Source organism: Shewanella sp. 10N.286.52.E4, assembly GCF_041468785.1.
Taxonomy (GTDB): Bacteria; Pseudomonadota; Gammaproteobacteria; order Enterobacterales; family Shewanellaceae; genus Shewanella; species Shewanella electrodiphila.
In genome coordinates this window covers 1-15,344 of the sequence record NZ_JBFRJJ010000023.1, presented here as the reverse complement: position 1 = coordinate 15,344, position 15,344 = coordinate 1, and the positions used below count along the sequence as shown (strand labels likewise).

General features: G+C 40.8%; 14 protein-coding genes and 1 tRNA gene. 9 read left to right on the top strand and 6 right to left on the bottom strand.

All coding sequences use genetic code 11. The features are described from left to right. Positions 1-139 precede the first annotated feature (139 nt). The 6 genes from AB4153_RS13560 to AB4153_RS13535 all read left to right on the top strand — a co-directional run bounded on the left by AB4153_RS13560 (position 140) and on the right by AB4153_RS13535 (position 7,587). Positions 140-2,992: a DNA translocase FtsK 4TM domain-containing protein gene (locus AB4153_RS13560; protein WP_371997800.1), complete on the top strand. Its 2,853-nt coding sequence runs from the start codon at positions 140-142 to the stop codon at positions 2,990-2,992. Between the two features lie 104 nt (positions 2,993-3,096). Next, on the top strand, positions 3,097-3,735 hold the full coding sequence (lolA, locus tag AB4153_RS13555) for an outer membrane lipoprotein chaperone LolA (RefSeq protein WP_229369512.1): 639 nt from the start codon (positions 3,097-3,099) through the stop codon (positions 3,733-3,735). An 8-nt stretch (positions 3,736-3,743) separates the two neighbouring features. Continuing rightward, entirely contained in the window at positions 3,744-5,075 is a 1,332-nt protein-coding gene (locus tag AB4153_RS13550; RefSeq protein ID WP_371997798.1) for a replication-associated recombination protein A, read from the top strand. Further along, complete coding sequence (gene crcB / locus AB4153_RS13545; RefSeq protein ID WP_371997797.1) at positions 5,068-5,454, top strand: fluoride efflux transporter CrcB; 387 nt, start codon at positions 5,068-5,070, stop codon at positions 5,452-5,454. Before AB4153_RS13550 ends, crcB begins: the two co-directional genes overlap by 8 nt. A gap of 18 nt (positions 5,455-5,472) precedes the next feature. Then, a complete protein-coding gene (gene serS / locus AB4153_RS13540; RefSeq protein WP_102526189.1) occupies positions 5,473-6,759 on the top strand; it encodes a serine--tRNA ligase in 1,287 nt (428 codons plus the stop codon). A 141-nt stretch (positions 6,760-6,900) separates the two neighbouring features. Beyond that, positions 6,901-7,587 (top strand): hypothetical protein, encoded by a 687-nt coding sequence (locus AB4153_RS13535; RefSeq protein ID WP_371997796.1) that lies wholly within the window; start codon positions 6,901-6,903, stop codon positions 7,585-7,587. A 192-nt stretch (positions 7,588-7,779) separates the two neighbouring features. Here the strand turns inward: AB4153_RS13535 and AB4153_RS13530 are convergent, their stop codons facing one another. From AB4153_RS13530 to punR, 6 genes are all read right to left on the bottom strand, one after another. Further along, complete coding sequence (locus tag AB4153_RS13530) at positions 7,780-8,118, bottom strand: TusE/DsrC/DsvC family sulfur relay protein (protein WP_102526187.1); 339 nt, start codon at positions 8,116-8,118, stop codon at positions 7,780-7,782. Continuing rightward, the gene (gene tusB / locus AB4153_RS13525) at positions 8,112-8,402 is read right to left on the bottom strand and encodes a sulfurtransferase complex subunit TusB (protein WP_371997795.1); all 291 of its coding nucleotides are present in this window, start codon (positions 8,400-8,402) and stop codon (positions 8,112-8,114) included. Before tusB ends, AB4153_RS13530 begins: the two co-directional genes overlap by 7 nt. 2 nt (positions 8,403-8,404) lie before the next feature. Then, on the bottom strand, positions 8,405-8,761 hold the full coding sequence (tusC, locus tag AB4153_RS13520) for a sulfurtransferase complex subunit TusC (protein ID WP_371997794.1): 357 nt from the start codon (positions 8,759-8,761) through the stop codon (positions 8,405-8,407). A 37-nt stretch (positions 8,762-8,798) separates the two neighbouring features. Then, the gene (tusD, locus tag AB4153_RS13515; protein ID WP_102526184.1) at positions 8,799-9,188 is read right to left on the bottom strand and encodes a sulfurtransferase complex subunit TusD; all 390 of its coding nucleotides are present in this window, start codon (positions 9,186-9,188) and stop codon (positions 8,799-8,801) included. Positions 9,189-9,285: 97 nt separating this feature from the next. After that, positions 9,286-9,948 (bottom strand): Bax inhibitor-1 family protein, encoded by a 663-nt coding sequence (locus AB4153_RS13510; RefSeq protein WP_102526183.1) that lies wholly within the window; start codon positions 9,946-9,948, stop codon positions 9,286-9,288. A 356-nt stretch (positions 9,949-10,304) separates the two neighbouring features. Beyond that, complete coding sequence (gene punR / locus AB4153_RS13505) at positions 10,305-11,207, bottom strand: DNA-binding transcriptional activator PunR (protein WP_102526182.1); 903 nt, start codon at positions 11,205-11,207, stop codon at positions 10,305-10,307. A gap of 126 nt (positions 11,208-11,333) precedes the next feature. Here punR and punC point away from each other — a divergent pair, with 126 nt between their 5' ends. The 3 genes from punC (at position 11,334) to AB4153_RS13490 (ending at position 15,052) form a co-directional block, all read left to right on the top strand. Next, positions 11,334-12,611, top strand: coding sequence for a purine nucleoside transporter PunC (gene punC, locus AB4153_RS13500; protein WP_371997792.1), 1,278 nt, complete (start codon positions 11,334-11,336; stop codon positions 12,609-12,611). An 81-nt stretch (positions 12,612-12,692) separates the two neighbouring features. Then, a tRNA-Ser gene (locus tag AB4153_RS13495) sits at positions 12,693-12,783 on the top strand. Positions 12,784-13,441: 658 nt separating this feature from the next. Continuing rightward, positions 13,442-15,052: a BCCT family transporter gene (locus AB4153_RS13490; RefSeq protein WP_371997791.1), complete on the top strand. Its 1,611-nt coding sequence runs from the start codon at positions 13,442-13,444 to the stop codon at positions 15,050-15,052. Positions 15,053-15,344 lie beyond the last annotated feature (292 nt).

Below are 15,344 nucleotides of genomic sequence, written 5' to 3'. Positions count from 1 at the left end.
ATTAAATTTTGGTTAAGCATCCATCTATCTGAAAACATTAGGTTGAGCTTGGCTTATTGCCATTGCATAATCACTGCAACATCAATGATATTCTGTTATTGTTATCATTCTTCTTAAATTCTTATTCGGGTGTTTTCGTTTGTCTCAGGGAAAAAGTCTTCAAACACTTAGTGGCCTTCAACGCCTTCTCGAAGGTGGATTGATTATATGTTGCATGACAGCAACCTACATTCTTCTTGCGCTCAGCAGTTTTGATCCTAGTGATCCTGGCTGGAGTCAGTCTCATTTCCAAGGTGAAATCAATAATCTTACAGGCGCAGTAGGGGCTTGGACTGCCGATGTGCTGTTTTATTTCTTTGGTTTTATTGCCTATTTAATTCCGGTCATCATTGCGGCCACTGGTTGGTTTATTTTTAATCGCACTCACAAATTATTTGAAATAGATTACTTTTCTGTGGGATTAAGGATCATTGGTTTTATGTTGATGGTGTTGGCATTAGCAGCGCTTGCCAGTATGAATGCCGATGATATGTACGTTTTTTCTGCCGGTGGTGTTGCTGGTGACGTTATTGGCCAAGCCATGTTGCCGTACTTTAACAACCTGGGTACCACATTACTGTTACTGTGCTTTATTGGTGCAGGTTTTACATTAACCACAGGGATCAGTTGGTTAACTGTGATTGAAGCGACAGGCTATGGCACCATATGGTGCGTGAAGAAACTGATCAGTCTTCCAAGTTATTTCAATGGTTCAAATGAAACTGAAGACACGCGTGGCTTTATGTCTGTGGTTGATAAGTTTAAGCAAGGCCGTGACAAAAATAGTGAAGAAGAGGATGTGATTGATGGTGAAGTGCAATCCTCAAATGAACAGCCTTCAATTAAACAGCCTTCAAATAATGAAAAAGCACCGGAACGTCATTATGGCGGTAAGTTAGAACCGCAGTTTGATGTTGTGTCTGACAACACTGACAATCACATAGCAGACGATGAGTACGAAGAAGAGCCAGCCAAACAATCTGTTTTCGCTCGAATGAAGTCTAAAATCATTCCGCGCCGTGAAGAATCACAAGATGATGATCAAGATGCTGAAATTGATAGTGAAACTCAAACTCAAACTAGGGTAGAGCCTCAGGTTAGCATTAACAACACCGCAGATGAATCAAGCCAACCATGGGTTGCATCAGGTGATGCGCCAGCAGTTGATTTAACAAATACTAATCAATTAGATCCGCAGCAAACTAATGACGAAAGTATCGAGTTTGGCGATGAGTTTGAACGCACGACATCTATTGGTGCAACCGTGATGGCTGCGGCAGTTAAAAATCAGCAAAGTGATGACCAACAAAGTGAAAAGCAATTAACTGAGCAGCAGCAAACAAATGCGGCGCAATCTACAGCGGCAGTAGCCTCAGAAAAACCGTATATAGCGGAAGGTATCGTTGTAATACCTGGACAAGATCCACAGGTTGTTATGAGTCAGCCACGTGTTGCCATGCCGCCTTTACCGAGTATTACCTTACTTGATGTCCCTGATCGAAAAGAAAACCCAATCACAAAAGATGAGTTAGATATTGTTGCTCGCTTAGTGGAAACCAAGTTAGCTGACTTTAACATCGTAGCCAATGTTGTTGGCGTATTCCCAGGTCCTGTTGTTACCCGGTTTGAGTTAGAGCTTGCTCCAGGTGTTAAAGCGTCAAAAATTTCTAATTTGTCTAAAGATTTAGCGCGTTCTTTGCTGGCTGAAAGTGTCCGTGTCGTAGAGGTCATTCCAGGTAAAGCTTATGTGGGTCTTGAGTTACCTAATAAGTTCCGCGAAACCGTGTTTATGCGCGATGTACTTGACAGCAAAACCTTTGAAGAAAGCCAGTCAAATCTATCAATGGTGTTAGGTGAAGATATTGCAGGCGACCCAGTGGTCGTTGATTTAGGCAAAATGCCGCATTTACTGGTTGCGGGTACGACAGGCTCTGGTAAGTCAGTTGGTGTGAATGTGATGATCACCAGTATTTTGTATAAGTCTGGACCAGAAGACGTACGCTTCATCATGATTGACCCGAAAATGCTTGAGCTATCAGTTTACGAAGGCATTCCGCATTTATTATGTGAAGTTGTGACCGACATGAAAGAAGCGGCCAATGCACTACGTTGGTGTGTCGGTGAGATGGAACGCCGATATAAGTTAATGTCGGCATTAGGTGTGCGTAATCTTAAGGGCTACAACACCAAGATTAAACTTGCAAAAGAAGCGGGTACACCGATTGTTGACCCGTTATGGAAATCATCTGAAAGCATGGATGAACAAGCGCCTGAGTTAGATAAATTACCTTCGATAGTTGTAGTGGTCGATGAATTTGCTGACATGATTATGATTGTCGGCAAAAAAGTAGAAGAATTGATTGCCCGTATTGCCCAAAAAGCACGTGCAGCTGGTATCCATTTAATCTTAGCGACTCAGCGTCCTTCGGTCGATGTGATTACAGGTTTGATTAAAGCGAACGTACCTACTCGTATAGCATTCCAAGTCTCTTCACGTATCGATTCACGTACCATTTTAGATCAACAAGGCGCTGAAACCTTGCTAGGCATGGGTGATATGCTTTACTTGCCACCAGGTACCAGTGTGCCTATTCGTGTGCATGGTGCATTTATTGATGATCATGAAGTACATAAAGTGGTTGCCGATTGGCATGCCCGTGGTAAACCGCAATATGTCGAAGAAATTCTTAATGGCGTTAGTGATGGTGAGCAAGTGCTGTTACCTGGTGAAACCGCAGAAACCGATGATGATACTGATCAGTTATATGATGAGGCTGTCGCTTTTGTTACTGAAACCCGCAGAGGCTCTATTTCCAGTGTGCAGCGTAAATTCAAAATCGGTTACAACCGCGCAGCCAGAATTATCGAAATGATGGAGACACAAGGTATTGTCAGCACGCAAGGCCATAATGGTAACCGTGAAGTGTTAGCACCGCCACCACCACGTGGTTAATCAGACAATGCCAGCAAACGTTAAACGAAGTTTAATCTTAGTTTGTTAGGCCTAAATGCTACATTGAAATAACGATTACGCTCTTAGAAGTAGTAGGAAAGAATATGAAAAAATGTGTTGGTTTATTATCAATTATCACGGCGCTGTTTATTACGCCGGTTCACGCTGATGATTCAGCAGAACTACGTGAAAAACTGAAAACATTGGCATCTTTAAAAGCTGACTTTAGTCAAGTCGTTACCGACATTAATGATAAAGTCATTCAGTCAGGCCAGGGCGTTTTTGCCCTTGCTTATCCAAATAAATTCTACTGGCATTTAACTCAGCCGGATGAATCTTTAATTGTCGCTGATGGCCAAGACTTATGGATATTTAACCCATTTGCTGAAGAAGTCACCGTGATGGACTTTGCTGATGCTGTCGAGGCTTCACCGATTGCTTTACTTGTTCATCGAGATGAAGAAACTTGGGCGCAATACCATGTTGGTCAAGTAGAGCCTGAGTCAGGAAAAGCCTGTTATATGATTAAACCTAAATCACTCGAAAGCAGTGTAGTTACGGTAAAAGTCTGTTTTGATCACACTCAACTAACCGACTTTAATCTATTGGATGAGCAAGGTAATCACAGTCAGTTCATGTTAACCAATCAAGCCAGTGTGACAGAAGATGAGCAATCATTGTTTGAATTTGTCGTACCGGCAAACGTTGATATAGACGATCAACGTAATAGCCCTGCGCAATAAGGTTTACCGTGTCTAACTTAGGCTTTGATTTCTCCCCCGACTTTCGTCCTTTAGCTGCAAGAATGCGCCCGAGGGAAATCAGTGAATACGTTGGTCAAAGCCATTTGCTTGGTGAAGGCCAACCGTTAAGACAAGCCCTTGAAGCCAATCGTGCTCATTCAATGCTCTTGTGGGGGCCGCCTGGCACAGGCAAAACCACTCTAGCAGAACTCGTTGCTCATTATGCCAATGCTCACGTTGAGCGGATTTCTGCGGTGACCTCAGGGGTTAAAGAAATTCGCGCTGCGATTGAGCAAGCAAAAGCAGTTGCGCAAAGTCGTGGTCAACGTACATTATTATTTGTTGATGAAGTACATCGATTTAACAAAAGTCAACAAGATGCATTTTTGCCGTTTATTGAAGATGGCACGGTCATTTTTGTTGGTGCAACGACTGAAAACCCATCGTTTGAGCTCAATAACGCATTATTGTCACGAGCAAGGGTGTATCTCATTAATCGCCTAGATGGTGATGATATTGCTCAAATTATAAATCAAGCATTAACTGACACTGAACGTGGTTTTGGCAAGCGACATTTCAGCATGCCAGATGATGTTATGCAGCAATTAGCTGCCACATCAGATGGAGATGCCCGCAAAGCACTTAACTTATTAGAGTTAATGAGCGACCTAGTCAGTGACAATGGCAGCTTTACCCAAGAGATGCTTACTCAAGTTGCTGGCCATCAGATGGCCGCGTACGATAAAAATGGCGATCAATTTTACGATTTAATTTCAGCAGTGCACAAGTCAGTGCGTGGTTCATCGCCAGATGCTGCGCTGTATTGGTATTGCCGCATTTTAGAAGGCGGCGGCGATCCTTTGTATGTTGCAAGGCGACTGCTTGCGATCGCTTCTGAAGACATTGGTAATGCCGATCCAACTGCAATGAATATTGCCCTCAATGCTTGGGATTGTTTCCACCGAGTGGGGCCTGCAGAAGGTGAACGAGCCATTGCGCAAGCGATTGTTTATTTAGCCAGCGCGCCCAAAAGTAATGCTGTTTATACCGCATTTAAAGCGGCTCGAACACTTGCTAGAGAAACTGGCCATGAGTCAGTACCAGATCATTTACGAAACGCACCGACTCAGCTGATGAAAAACATGGGGCTTGGCGCGGAATACCGCTATGCTCATGATGAACCTGGTGCATTTGCACCCGGTGAAAATTATTTTCCTGAGTCACTGCAGCAAAGCCAGTTTTATTATCCAACTGAACGTGGTTTTGAAAAAAGAATTAAGGATAAGTTGGCCCATTTAGCTGAACTTGACAGAACAAGTGAGGTAAAACGCTATGATTAGCTTGACCAATATCATGTTTGTGGCACTTGGCGGCTCAATTGGTGCAGTTTTTCGCTATGTTATTTCAATTTTAATGCTTCAGCTATTTGGAAGCAGTTTCCCTTTTGGTACACTGTTAGTCAATATATTGGGATCATTCTTGATGGGCATCGTTTATGCCATCGGTCTTGAAACAAGTCACCTAAGCCCAGAAATGAAAGCCATGGTTGGTGTTGGGCTATTAGGCGCGTTAACGACTTTTTCAACGTTTTCCAATGAAACATTATTGCTTATGCAAGAAGGACTCTTCTTAAAAGCAATTCTCAACGTGTTGTTGAATGTCACGCTATGTATTTTCATGGTATATGTCGGCCAGCAGCTAGTAATTTCTCGCATTTAACTATTAAGAATATAAAACATGTTAGATCCAAAATTTTTGCGTAACGAACTTGAAGTCACAGCTGAGCTTTTAGCTAAACGTGGCTTTATCCTTGATGTTAGCCGTCTTACTGCCTTAGAAGAAAAACGTAAGTCGCTACAAGTGGAAACAGAAGAATTACAAGCGTCCCGTAATGCAATCTCTAAATCCATCGGTCAAGCTAAGTCTCGTGGCGAAGATGTCAGTGAAATCATGGCAAAAGTAGGGGATTTAGGTTCTCAACTGGATGCGAAGAAAACTGAACTAGCTGAGTTATTAGCTGAGTTAAATGGTATTGCGATGAGCATGCCTAACTTGCCTGATGATGCAGTACCTGCTGGCGCTGATGAAAATGACAATGTTGAAGTGCGCACATGGGGCGAGCCAACTAAATTTGATTTTGAAGTCAAAGATCATTTAGACCTTGGTGAAGGTTTAGATGGCTTAGATTTTAAAAGCGCAGTTAAAATTACCGGCTCACGCTTTATCGTAATGAAAGGTCAAATTGCGCGTTTAACCCGTGCAGTTGGTCAGTATATGTTAGATCTTCATACTGAAAATCACGGCTATACAGAAATGTATGTGCCGTTATTAGTGAACGAAGAAAGCTTACTGGGTACGGGTCAATTACCAAAATTCGGTGAAGACTTATTCCACACCAAACCAGCGACTGAAGAAGGACAAGGCTTAAGCCTTATCCCTACTGCTGAAGTGCCATTAACCAATATGGTTCGTGACACGATTGTTGAAGAAGCGAATTTGCCTCTTAAAATGACAGCATTAACATCTTGTTTCCGAAGTGAAGCTGGCTCTTACGGTCGTGATACTCGTGGTTTAATTCGTCAACATCAGTTTGATAAAGTAGAACTTGTTCAAATCGTTAAGCCAGAAGATTCAATGGCAGCACTTGAAGAATTAACTGGTCATGCTGAAAAAGTACTACAAGGTTTAGGTCTTCCATACCGTACCATGATCTTATGTACTGGCGACATGGGCTTTGGCGCTGCCAAAACTTATGATTTAGAAGTATGGTTACCTGCGCAAAACACTTACCGTGAAATTTCTTCTTGTTCAAACATGAAAGATTTCCAAGCACGTCGTATGCAAGCGCGCTACCGCGGTGTTAATGATAAAAAGCCAACGCTTTTACATACACTGAATGGTTCTGGTTTGGCAGTAGGGCGCACAGTGGTAGCGATTCTTGAAAACTACCAAAATGCTGATGGCTCAATTACTATTCCTGAAGCGTTACGTCCGTATATGCGTGGACTTGAAAAGATTGCTTAGTAGATAACGCTAATAGCCATCGACATTGCCAAAGGTTAACAGTCCCTTTGGTAATGGGATAAACAATAAAAACCAAACATCATGTTTGGTTTTTTTATGGCAACAAATCATTTGCTGTTGTCCACCACTTAAAAAGTAAAAATGAAGATGTTAGAAATCGAATATGTCATAGATGGGATGTCGACAAAGATGTATGTCGACAAAACGCATTTTTTTAAGTTATCTGATAACCAATGGGTTTTAGCTGGTGACTTGGCGGTTAGTGCAAGTATCATCGCTAGAAGTGGCACTGCTGCATCTATAGTAACAGTGATTGAAATTGACCCAAGGTACCATTATTGTGATGTTAAATTGAGTCATAATCATCATTTCTTTGTCACCAAAAATCCAAGTTCAGCACTAGATAAAAACTGTGAAATAGCGCCAACTGATCCCCTTGAATTAATCCCCTATGAGTTAGCCAATAAACCTTCTTACCACCCCAATGGTGAACCAACAGGGCACCATAGTGGCCCATGGGTAGCGGCGAGACATATTAATAATAAGGGTGAACATATCTTTGGTTGGGGCAGAGCTGATGACGTAATGTGTGCTGAAGATGCAGCGGTCAATGATTTGAAGACTAAAGTTGGCGGCGATACATTATTGAACCGTAAAAATGTCACCATATCCCATGCATATATTCGTAAATACACTAAAAAAGGCCGGTTAATCAATAAAATGAGTCCTTGTACATATTGCCGTGAAAACTATGGATCGGCTTTAAATGATAAAACGGTGGGAGAAAGTGACTTAATTAAACCTGGGCGAGATCACCTGCCAGAGTAAAAGATAACTTAAAGGTAATTGTTTAACTTTAAAGCTAATTGTTATTAATTTAACTTGCTCTTATCTCAATTTATTCAAACCTAATGTCTCTAGGTCGTATTCAACTAAAGTGACCTTAATTGAGTAAAGTGACTAAAGTTACCCAAATTGAGTAAAGTAAGATAAGAGCAGTGTTTCTTTTCTACTGTAAAATTAGATGCATTTAGCAGGTTTTGGTAACCCAGCTATCTTAGTTGCCTGTTTAGCAGGTCCGACAGGAAAAAGGGTATACAAGTATTTAGAGTTACCTTTATCAGCCCCTAATGACTGACCTATAGCCTTAACCAATACACGTATTGCAGGACTGGTTTTAAACTCTAAGTAAAAATTTCGAACAAAATTAATCACTTCCCAATGTTGCTCGGTGAGTTCAATCTCTTCTGTTGCTGCCAATGTTGGCGCCATTTCTGGCGACCAGTCTGTGTAATTTTTTAAATAACCTTTAGCGTCAACTTCAATGTGTTGACCGTTAAATTCAAATGATTCTACCAAGTGATCACCTTAGTGTGTTGCAATGTAGCCAGTACAAACTGGTCATAATCAATGATTGAGATATTGGCTGATTGAGGTAAACGCTCGCTTAAGCCTCTGGCTTCAATGTCTTCAATTAACACATACAGTTTGAAGTCAGCTAAACGTTGTTGCCATTGAGTATTGAGTAAACAATTTAGCGCATCGTCAGCGAGTAAAATGCTGTCTTGAGCATCAATGTAACGTAAACAAGTGTTAAGGGCGTTATCAGCCGTTGCTGAGCTTTGAATATGGTGCAATATCATAGTTAGTAGACCACCACTTCATTTGCCTGCTGAATTAATAGCTGTATCTGTTTAACATTCGCCATTTCAGCTTCAAAATTAAATTCACTTTCTTTTAAACCAAATTGTTTAGCTGATTCTTGGCAAACCAAAACAGTGTCAATATCATATAAACTAAGCGCTTTAAAAGTGGCTAAGTAATCCTTACTGCCGACGAGTTCAGGCTGCTGTTCAGGCAATAAATGTAAAACCGCTTCATCAGTAAATACCACACTAACTTCTTGCTCAAAGCTTGCACTTAACATGGAAAAATCGAGTCCTTCGCGACTAGAAGTATTGCCTATTGGGCTATGTCTAAAGATGACACATACTTTTTTCATTAACTGAGTACCTTTGTCTTACCGCTGTATTTAATCATTAGAAACAAATCAATCTATCTGATTGTTCAATACCGGTAACGAGTTCACCGAGTCCGCCCATTGTGAATTTGTCACTGGCGTTGAAAGCATCTTTACGGTTTTCGTTTGCATCCTGTGCCGACAAAACCCCACGCCTTAAGGCAGCAGAAACACAATTAACAAGATGTAGATTATGTTCAGTGGCGAGTTTAGTCCAAGCTCGATGTAAATCATGCTCGTCAGAGGCGGGACAAATTAAAGCGCTACTGTTCATCACACCATCTTGATAAAAGAAAACATGACTGACTTGATGACCCAAAGACAAAACGCTTTCAGTAAAACGAAGGGCGCGGAAACTGGCGGTAGAGCCATAAACTGTGCCATTAACTTGGATAATAAATTTATTCATAACAATAAAAAATGGCTCCTGTAAGGGAGCCATTTTAGCGTAGTTAGCTGATTAATCACAAGGTCATAAATAAGTGATTAATACCGATACTCACTGATTAATCATCGTTACCCATGCCTAACAAGTGTAGTAGGGCCATGAATAAGTTAATGAAGTTTAAGAATAATGAGATTGTTGCGCGAATATAGTTTGTTTCGCCACCATTTACGATACGGCTTGTATCATAAAGGATTAAACCAACCATAATCATCGCTACAGCTGCTTGCAGTGCCATAAACATCGCGCCGCTGTTTACAAAGAACATGTTGATTAAAGAAAGACCAATAACCACAAGTAAACCAGCAAATAAGAAACCACCCATAAAGTTAAAGTCTTTCTTAGTGGTGATTGCGTATGCTGATAATGAGATAAAGATGACTGAGGTTAAACCAAAGGCTTGCATAATAAGCTCTGGGCCATTCGCCATACCAACATAATGGTTAAGAATGTAACCTAGTGATGCACCTTGCATACCTGTAAATGCGAAAACCCAAGCTAAACCCGAAGCATTATCGGCTTTTTTCAAGGTAACCATCATGACTACGATACTGCCTAGTGATAGACCGATAGACATGAAAGGACCGATGTTCATCGCCATTGCAACACCAGCCATTACAGCTGCGAATGCTAATGTCATGGACAATAACATGTAAGTGTTTTTAATGAGTTTGTTGGTTTCCATCGTCGTAGCTTGTTGGCCCGACAAAGTTTGTTGATTCATAACAGTCTCCAAGACGTTAAAAAAATGATGTTCCTATATAAGAAAGCTTTGGAACATACTGATAAATTACTAATGACTTAAGTTGATGATACCTGAGCTTTACTACAGCTTAAAGTAATCTTCGTAAACGAATTGCATCAGGAACAATAAATATTGTGTAAATCAGAGAGCTAACTCACCTGATTACCTAAAAAAGGCTTATTAAAAGGCAAATTGGATCACGCTAAATCCAATGATAATAATGTCATTGTTAAAAAATTAGCTTAACTGAACATTAAATCTGACATTTAGCTCATTACAATTGAATAACTGGCTTAATTAATTGATAAAAATGAGACATCAGCAATTTTCATCGTTTACGCTAACCACTCTCGATGCAGTTTATCTGTATCACCTAGATAATCTAATACCCATTCCAGTGCCGGAGACATCTTTTCTTGGTTCCATGCTAAACAGCAAGGGCTGGCATTCTTTGGGTTCTCCAGTGTTTTAGAAATTAACGAACCTGATTGAATAAACGGTTTAGCAAGGTTCAGCGGCATATAGCCAATACCTGAACCATCCCTGAAACAGTTAATTGCGCGGATCCAGTCTGGCACGACCAAACGTCGCTGATTATCTAATAACCATGTCGTGCGTTTTGGGATTTCTCGCGACGTATCTTCAAGACAAATAGAAGGGTACTGACGTAGTTCATCATCTGAAAGCGGTGTTTCAATATCGGCCAGAGGATGATTTTTACTGACCAAGAACGCCCATTCAATGTCGCGCATGTCTTTATATTGAAAAACGCCACCGACAGGAATAGCGGTAGTTGCGCCAATGGCAATGTCACTTCGACCAGTTGCCAATGCTTCCCAAACACCATTGAAGACTTCAATGCGGATGATAAGTTCTACATCGCTAAAGTGGCGGTAGAAGTCGGCGATTAATACGCTGATCCTATCTGCACGGACAATATTATCTAGTGCAATGGACAAAGTAGGCTGCCAGCCATTTGCGACACGCTGAGTACTGCGCTTTAAGTCGTTCATTTCAGCTAGTAGTTCTCTTGCATGTTGCACGAAGTGTTTACCCGGTTCAGTTAAGCTTACACTTCGATGATGCCTTTCAAACAAAATGACACCAAGTTCGTCTTCTATTTGTTTAACGGCATAACTGACGGCTGATGGAACTTTGTGTAATTGATTGGCCGCAGCGGTGAAACTACCGACACGCGCGACTATATCTATCATTTCCAATGCTTGTTCTGAAAGCATGAAGGGCTATCCTTTGCTATGAAAAATTATGAATGCAGTCATCAAAAGTAAACGTTTCACAAAGTTTTTGCAAGTCATTAGACTGCACGCAGTTTTTAATAGTCTCAACTTGGAATACCTTTTTACATGAACAATGCATCATCCATTACCACTAATTCAAAGTCTGCAAATTTGCAGTACTTTATTTTGTTAGGTTACCTCGCTTTACTGAGTATGCTGGGCTTTATTGCTACAGATATGTATTTGCCTGCATTTCAGAATATTGCAGATTCATTTTCTACTAGCTTAAATAATGTGGCCTTTTCATTAACCACCTTTTTGGCAGGCTTAGCGCTAGGACAATTATTATATGGTCCACTAGTTGAAAAAGTAGGTAAGCAAAAAGCATTAATCATCGGTCTTGCATTGTTTGCAGCGGCCAGCGGCGCGATCGTTGCTAGTGAATCAATTGTGATGCTTAATATTGCGCGATTTTTTCAAGCGTTGGGTGCATGTAGTGCTGGCGTGATTTGGCAAGCGATTGTGGTTGAAAAATATGATGCTGAAAAAGCACAGAAAATATTTTCAAACATTATGCCGCTTGTTGCACTTTCACCAGCAGTTGCACCACTGATAGGTGCATCAATTGTCAGTAATTTTGGCTGGCGTGCCGTCTTTATCACATTGGTGATTATTGCATTGTTATTAATTGTATTAACTAAGTGGTTAGTCGCGGCTGAGACCAAGCAAGCGGAAGTACAAGAGAGCATTAGCTACAAGTCGATTTTAAAAAATACGCATTATCTAGGTAATGTGGTCATTTTTGGCGCTTGTTCCGCTGCTTTCTTCAGTTATTTAACGGTTTGGCCAAGTGTAATGATCAAGTACGGTTATGAAGCGCAGGCCATTGGCTTAAGCTTTATTCCTCAAACCATTATGTTCATTGTAGGTGGCTACATGAGCAAGGTGTTGGTGAAAAAGCTTGGCGCACCGACAGCACTTAAGTATGTATTAGCGCTGTTCTTTGTGTGTGTTGCTGCAATCGCTATCGTGACATTAGTTATGAAAATTGAAAGTATTTACCCATTACTGATCGCTTTTTCAATTTTAGCTGCTGGTAACGGTGCAATTTATCCTATCGTAGTGAACAATGCGCTGCAGCAATTCAGTAAAAATGCGACTAAGGCGGCTGGTTTACAGAACTTTATTCAAATTGGTATGGCATTTGGTGCATCGAGTATTGTGGCTCTGTTAGCCCAATATGCTGAAATGACCATTGGTTTAGGGGTGACATTAAGTGCTGTAGGCGTGTATTTGGGCTACTTATTATCAAAGCATGATAACTGGACTTCAGTTAAACAATGTTTTGTAAAGCCAGATCCTGCTCGAATTAGCGCCTATGCTGATAAAAATTCAGCAGAGTGATGCCATCTTAAGCAAACGGTAAGTTTTATGTAAAGTTATGCTTTACAGAAAACGTTGAGGACATTATTATTTTCGACGTTCGGAGAGATGGCAGAGTGGTCGAATGCACCGGTCTTGAAAACCGGCATGGGTTTGTAGCCCATCTAGGGTTCAAATCCCTATCTCTCCGCCATATTTAGAAAAGCCCGCTAATTTTTAGCGGGCTTTTTGCGATCTAGAATTTAATATATAAAACAACATAGGTTTGTAGTTCATCAATATAGGGTTCCTCTTTCAAAAATACGCTATCTCTCCGCCAAATTTAGAAAATCCCGTTACTGCAAAGTAACGGGATTTTTGCTTTGTGGAATATTAAGTTTCACTGAAAAGGTTTGTAGCGCACTAACGTAGGGTTCCTCTTTCAAAAATACGCTATATCTCCGCCATATTTAGAAAAGCCCGCTACTTAAAAGTAGCAGGCTTTTTGCTATGTGGAAATTGAGTGAGTTCGGCAAGAGAATTAAAAGGTTTGTAGCGCATTAACGTGGGTTCCTCTTTCAAAAATACGATATATTTCCGCCATATTTAAGAAAAGCCCGCTATTTATAGTGTGCTTTTTACTCTCTGTATTTGGACTAATTATCTGTTCTTTGGCATTCGTGGGCATACATCAACGTTTAGGTGTGGCCTTTATGCTAGTATCACAAGCTTGGGATTCAGCTTATAGCCTTTACTCACCTTATATAGTGGGTAGCACATGAGTTTTACTGGTGCAGTTAGCTAATCAACTATTAAGCAAAATGGAGTTGTCTTTTGTATTCGTGAAACCGGATATGCGAACATCATAATTTATGAGTTTTAAATCAAACAAATACAGCATTGAATCTACAGATTATCAAATCGGACAGGATAATGTGACTAAATTGGGCATGGATGTTCACAACACAGTTTTTACCGCTTCAGTCGGGCTCTCTCTTCTCTTCATCATCACCTTATTAGCACTTTCCCCAGCGGATGCCAAAGCTGCCATCGATTCAGTAAAAGGCGCAGTACTATCTAATTTCGATTTCCTTTTCATGTGGGGCGCAAACATAATGCTGCTGCTTGCAGTCGCAATTGCGTTTTCACCTTTAGGGAAAATTCGTTTAGGTGGTGATAAAGCCAAGGCTGATTATTCCTTGGTATCCTGGATAGCCATGTTATTTGCTGCTGGTATGGGCATAGGCTTGATCTTTTGGGGTGTGGCTGAGCCAACTGCATTTTATACCAACTGGTTTGGCACCCCGTTAAATGTTGACCCATTTACCCCTGAAGGACGTGAAGTGTCATTAGGGGCGACTGTTTTTCACTGGGGTTTTCATGCGTGGGCCATTTATGGCATGACTGCGCTTTGTCTTGCTTATTTTGTTTATAACAAAGGTCTGCCTTTATCGATGCGCTCGGTGTTCTATCCGTTACTAGGCGATAAGGTTTGGGGCAAAACAGGGGATGTCATTGATGTATTAACTGTGCTGGTGACTCTGTTTGGTTTAGCTACTTCGCTCGGTTTAGGCGGAACTCAAGCTGCAAGTGGTATCAGCCATGTGTTTGGCCTTGAAAATAATCTCTTTCTTCAGCAATTCATTATTATGTTGATCATGGGATTAGCCATAGTCTCTGTGCTTAGAGGGATGAATGGAGGTATAAAATTTTTAAGTAACCTTAATATGGTTATTGCCTTTGTCTTTATTATCTTCATTGTCGTGCTGAATTTCACAACGGTACTAGATTCAGTCGCTACCGCACTTACAGGTTACGTTAAAAATATCATTCCTTTGAGTCAATCTTCTGGTCGAGAAGATACCACATGGTTACATGGTTGGACCGTTTTCTACTGGGCCTGGTGGGTCGCTTATGCTCCTTTCTTTGGTATGTTCGTGGCACGTATATCTAAGGGGCGCACTATTCGTCAGTTCCTTTTATGTGTATTGATAATACCAACAGCGGTGACATCAGCGTGGATGTCTATTTTTGGCGGTATCGCAATTCAACAAGTGATTGATAAAGTGGGGCAGTTAGGTATAGATCAAGGTATTGCTGACGTATCTTTGAGTTTGTTCTACATGTTAGAAGCTTACCCACTCGGAAATATATTATCGCTTATCGCAATCGCACTAATTATTGTTTTCTTTGTGACGACATTAGATTCAGGTTCAATTGTGATTGATGGCATGACTGCAGGTGGTAAGTTAGAAGTGCCTGATCGACAGAAAGTGGTTTGGGTCTTTATTTCTGGTGCCATTGCTATGGTAATGCTGTGGATTGGTGGTACTCAATCAATTCAAGCTCTACAGTCGATAACAATTATTGCAGCGTTGCCATTTACTATTATCTTACTTTTAGCTTGCTTCAGTTTGATCAAAGGATTATTGACTGAAACTGATCGAAACAAGCAGATCGATAATGTCAAAGAAGCAGTCTAAAACTGTCAAGCCTTTTGGTTTAAGTCTATTGGTTTAAGCCTTTTGGTTTAAGCCAATTGGGTTTGAGTAGATTTAGCTTGAGCTGTTTTTACTTGAGTAGATAGGTTTAAGTATGAGAACCAATTAAATGACTTAGTGTTAATAAAACACATTTACTGGTTTTAACGTACGCCATGTGGTGTAAACCGTTAAAAAAACAGCATGGTGATGTTATGTTGAGCAAACGAGTCATTTAATTGAATTTATCACTTTACAGTGAACCCCGAGGACATTATTATTCTCGGCGTTCGGA

Excerpts from the sequence above, each read along its gene's own strand:
- lolA (WP_229369512.1), top strand. The coding sequence starts at position 3,097 with ATGAAAAAATGTGTTGGTTTATTATCAATTATCACGGCGCTGTTTATT.
- crcB (WP_371997797.1), top strand. The coding sequence starts at position 5,068 with ATGATTAGCTTGACCAATATCATGTTTGTGGCACTTGGCGGCTCAATT.
- serS (WP_102526189.1), top strand. The coding sequence starts at position 5,473 with ATGTTAGATCCAAAATTTTTGCGTAACGAACTTGAAGTCACAGCTGAG.
- AB4153_RS13535 (WP_371997796.1), top strand. The coding sequence starts at position 6,901 with ATGAAGATGTTAGAAATCGAATATGTCATAGATGGGATGTCGACAAAG.
- tusB (WP_371997795.1), bottom strand. The coding sequence starts at position 8,402 with ATGATATTGCACCATATTCAAAGCTCAGCAACGGCTGATAACGCCCTT.
- tusC (WP_371997794.1), bottom strand. The coding sequence starts at position 8,761 with ATGAAAAAAGTATGTGTCATCTTTAGACATAGCCCAATAGGCAATACT.
- tusD (WP_102526184.1), bottom strand. The coding sequence starts at position 9,188 with ATGAATAAATTTATTATCCAAGTTAATGGCACAGTTTATGGCTCTACC.
- AB4153_RS13510 (WP_102526183.1), bottom strand. The coding sequence starts at position 9,948 with ATGAATCAACAAACTTTGTCGGGCCAACAAGCTACGACGATGGAAACC.
- punR (WP_102526182.1), bottom strand. The coding sequence starts at position 11,207 with ATGCTTTCAGAACAAGCATTGGAAATGATAGATATAGTCGCGCGTGTC.
- punC (WP_371997792.1), top strand. The coding sequence starts at position 11,334 with ATGAACAATGCATCATCCATTACCACTAATTCAAAGTCTGCAAATTTG.
- AB4153_RS13490 (WP_371997791.1), top strand. The coding sequence starts at position 13,442 with ATGAGTTTTAAATCAAACAAATACAGCATTGAATCTACAGATTATCAA.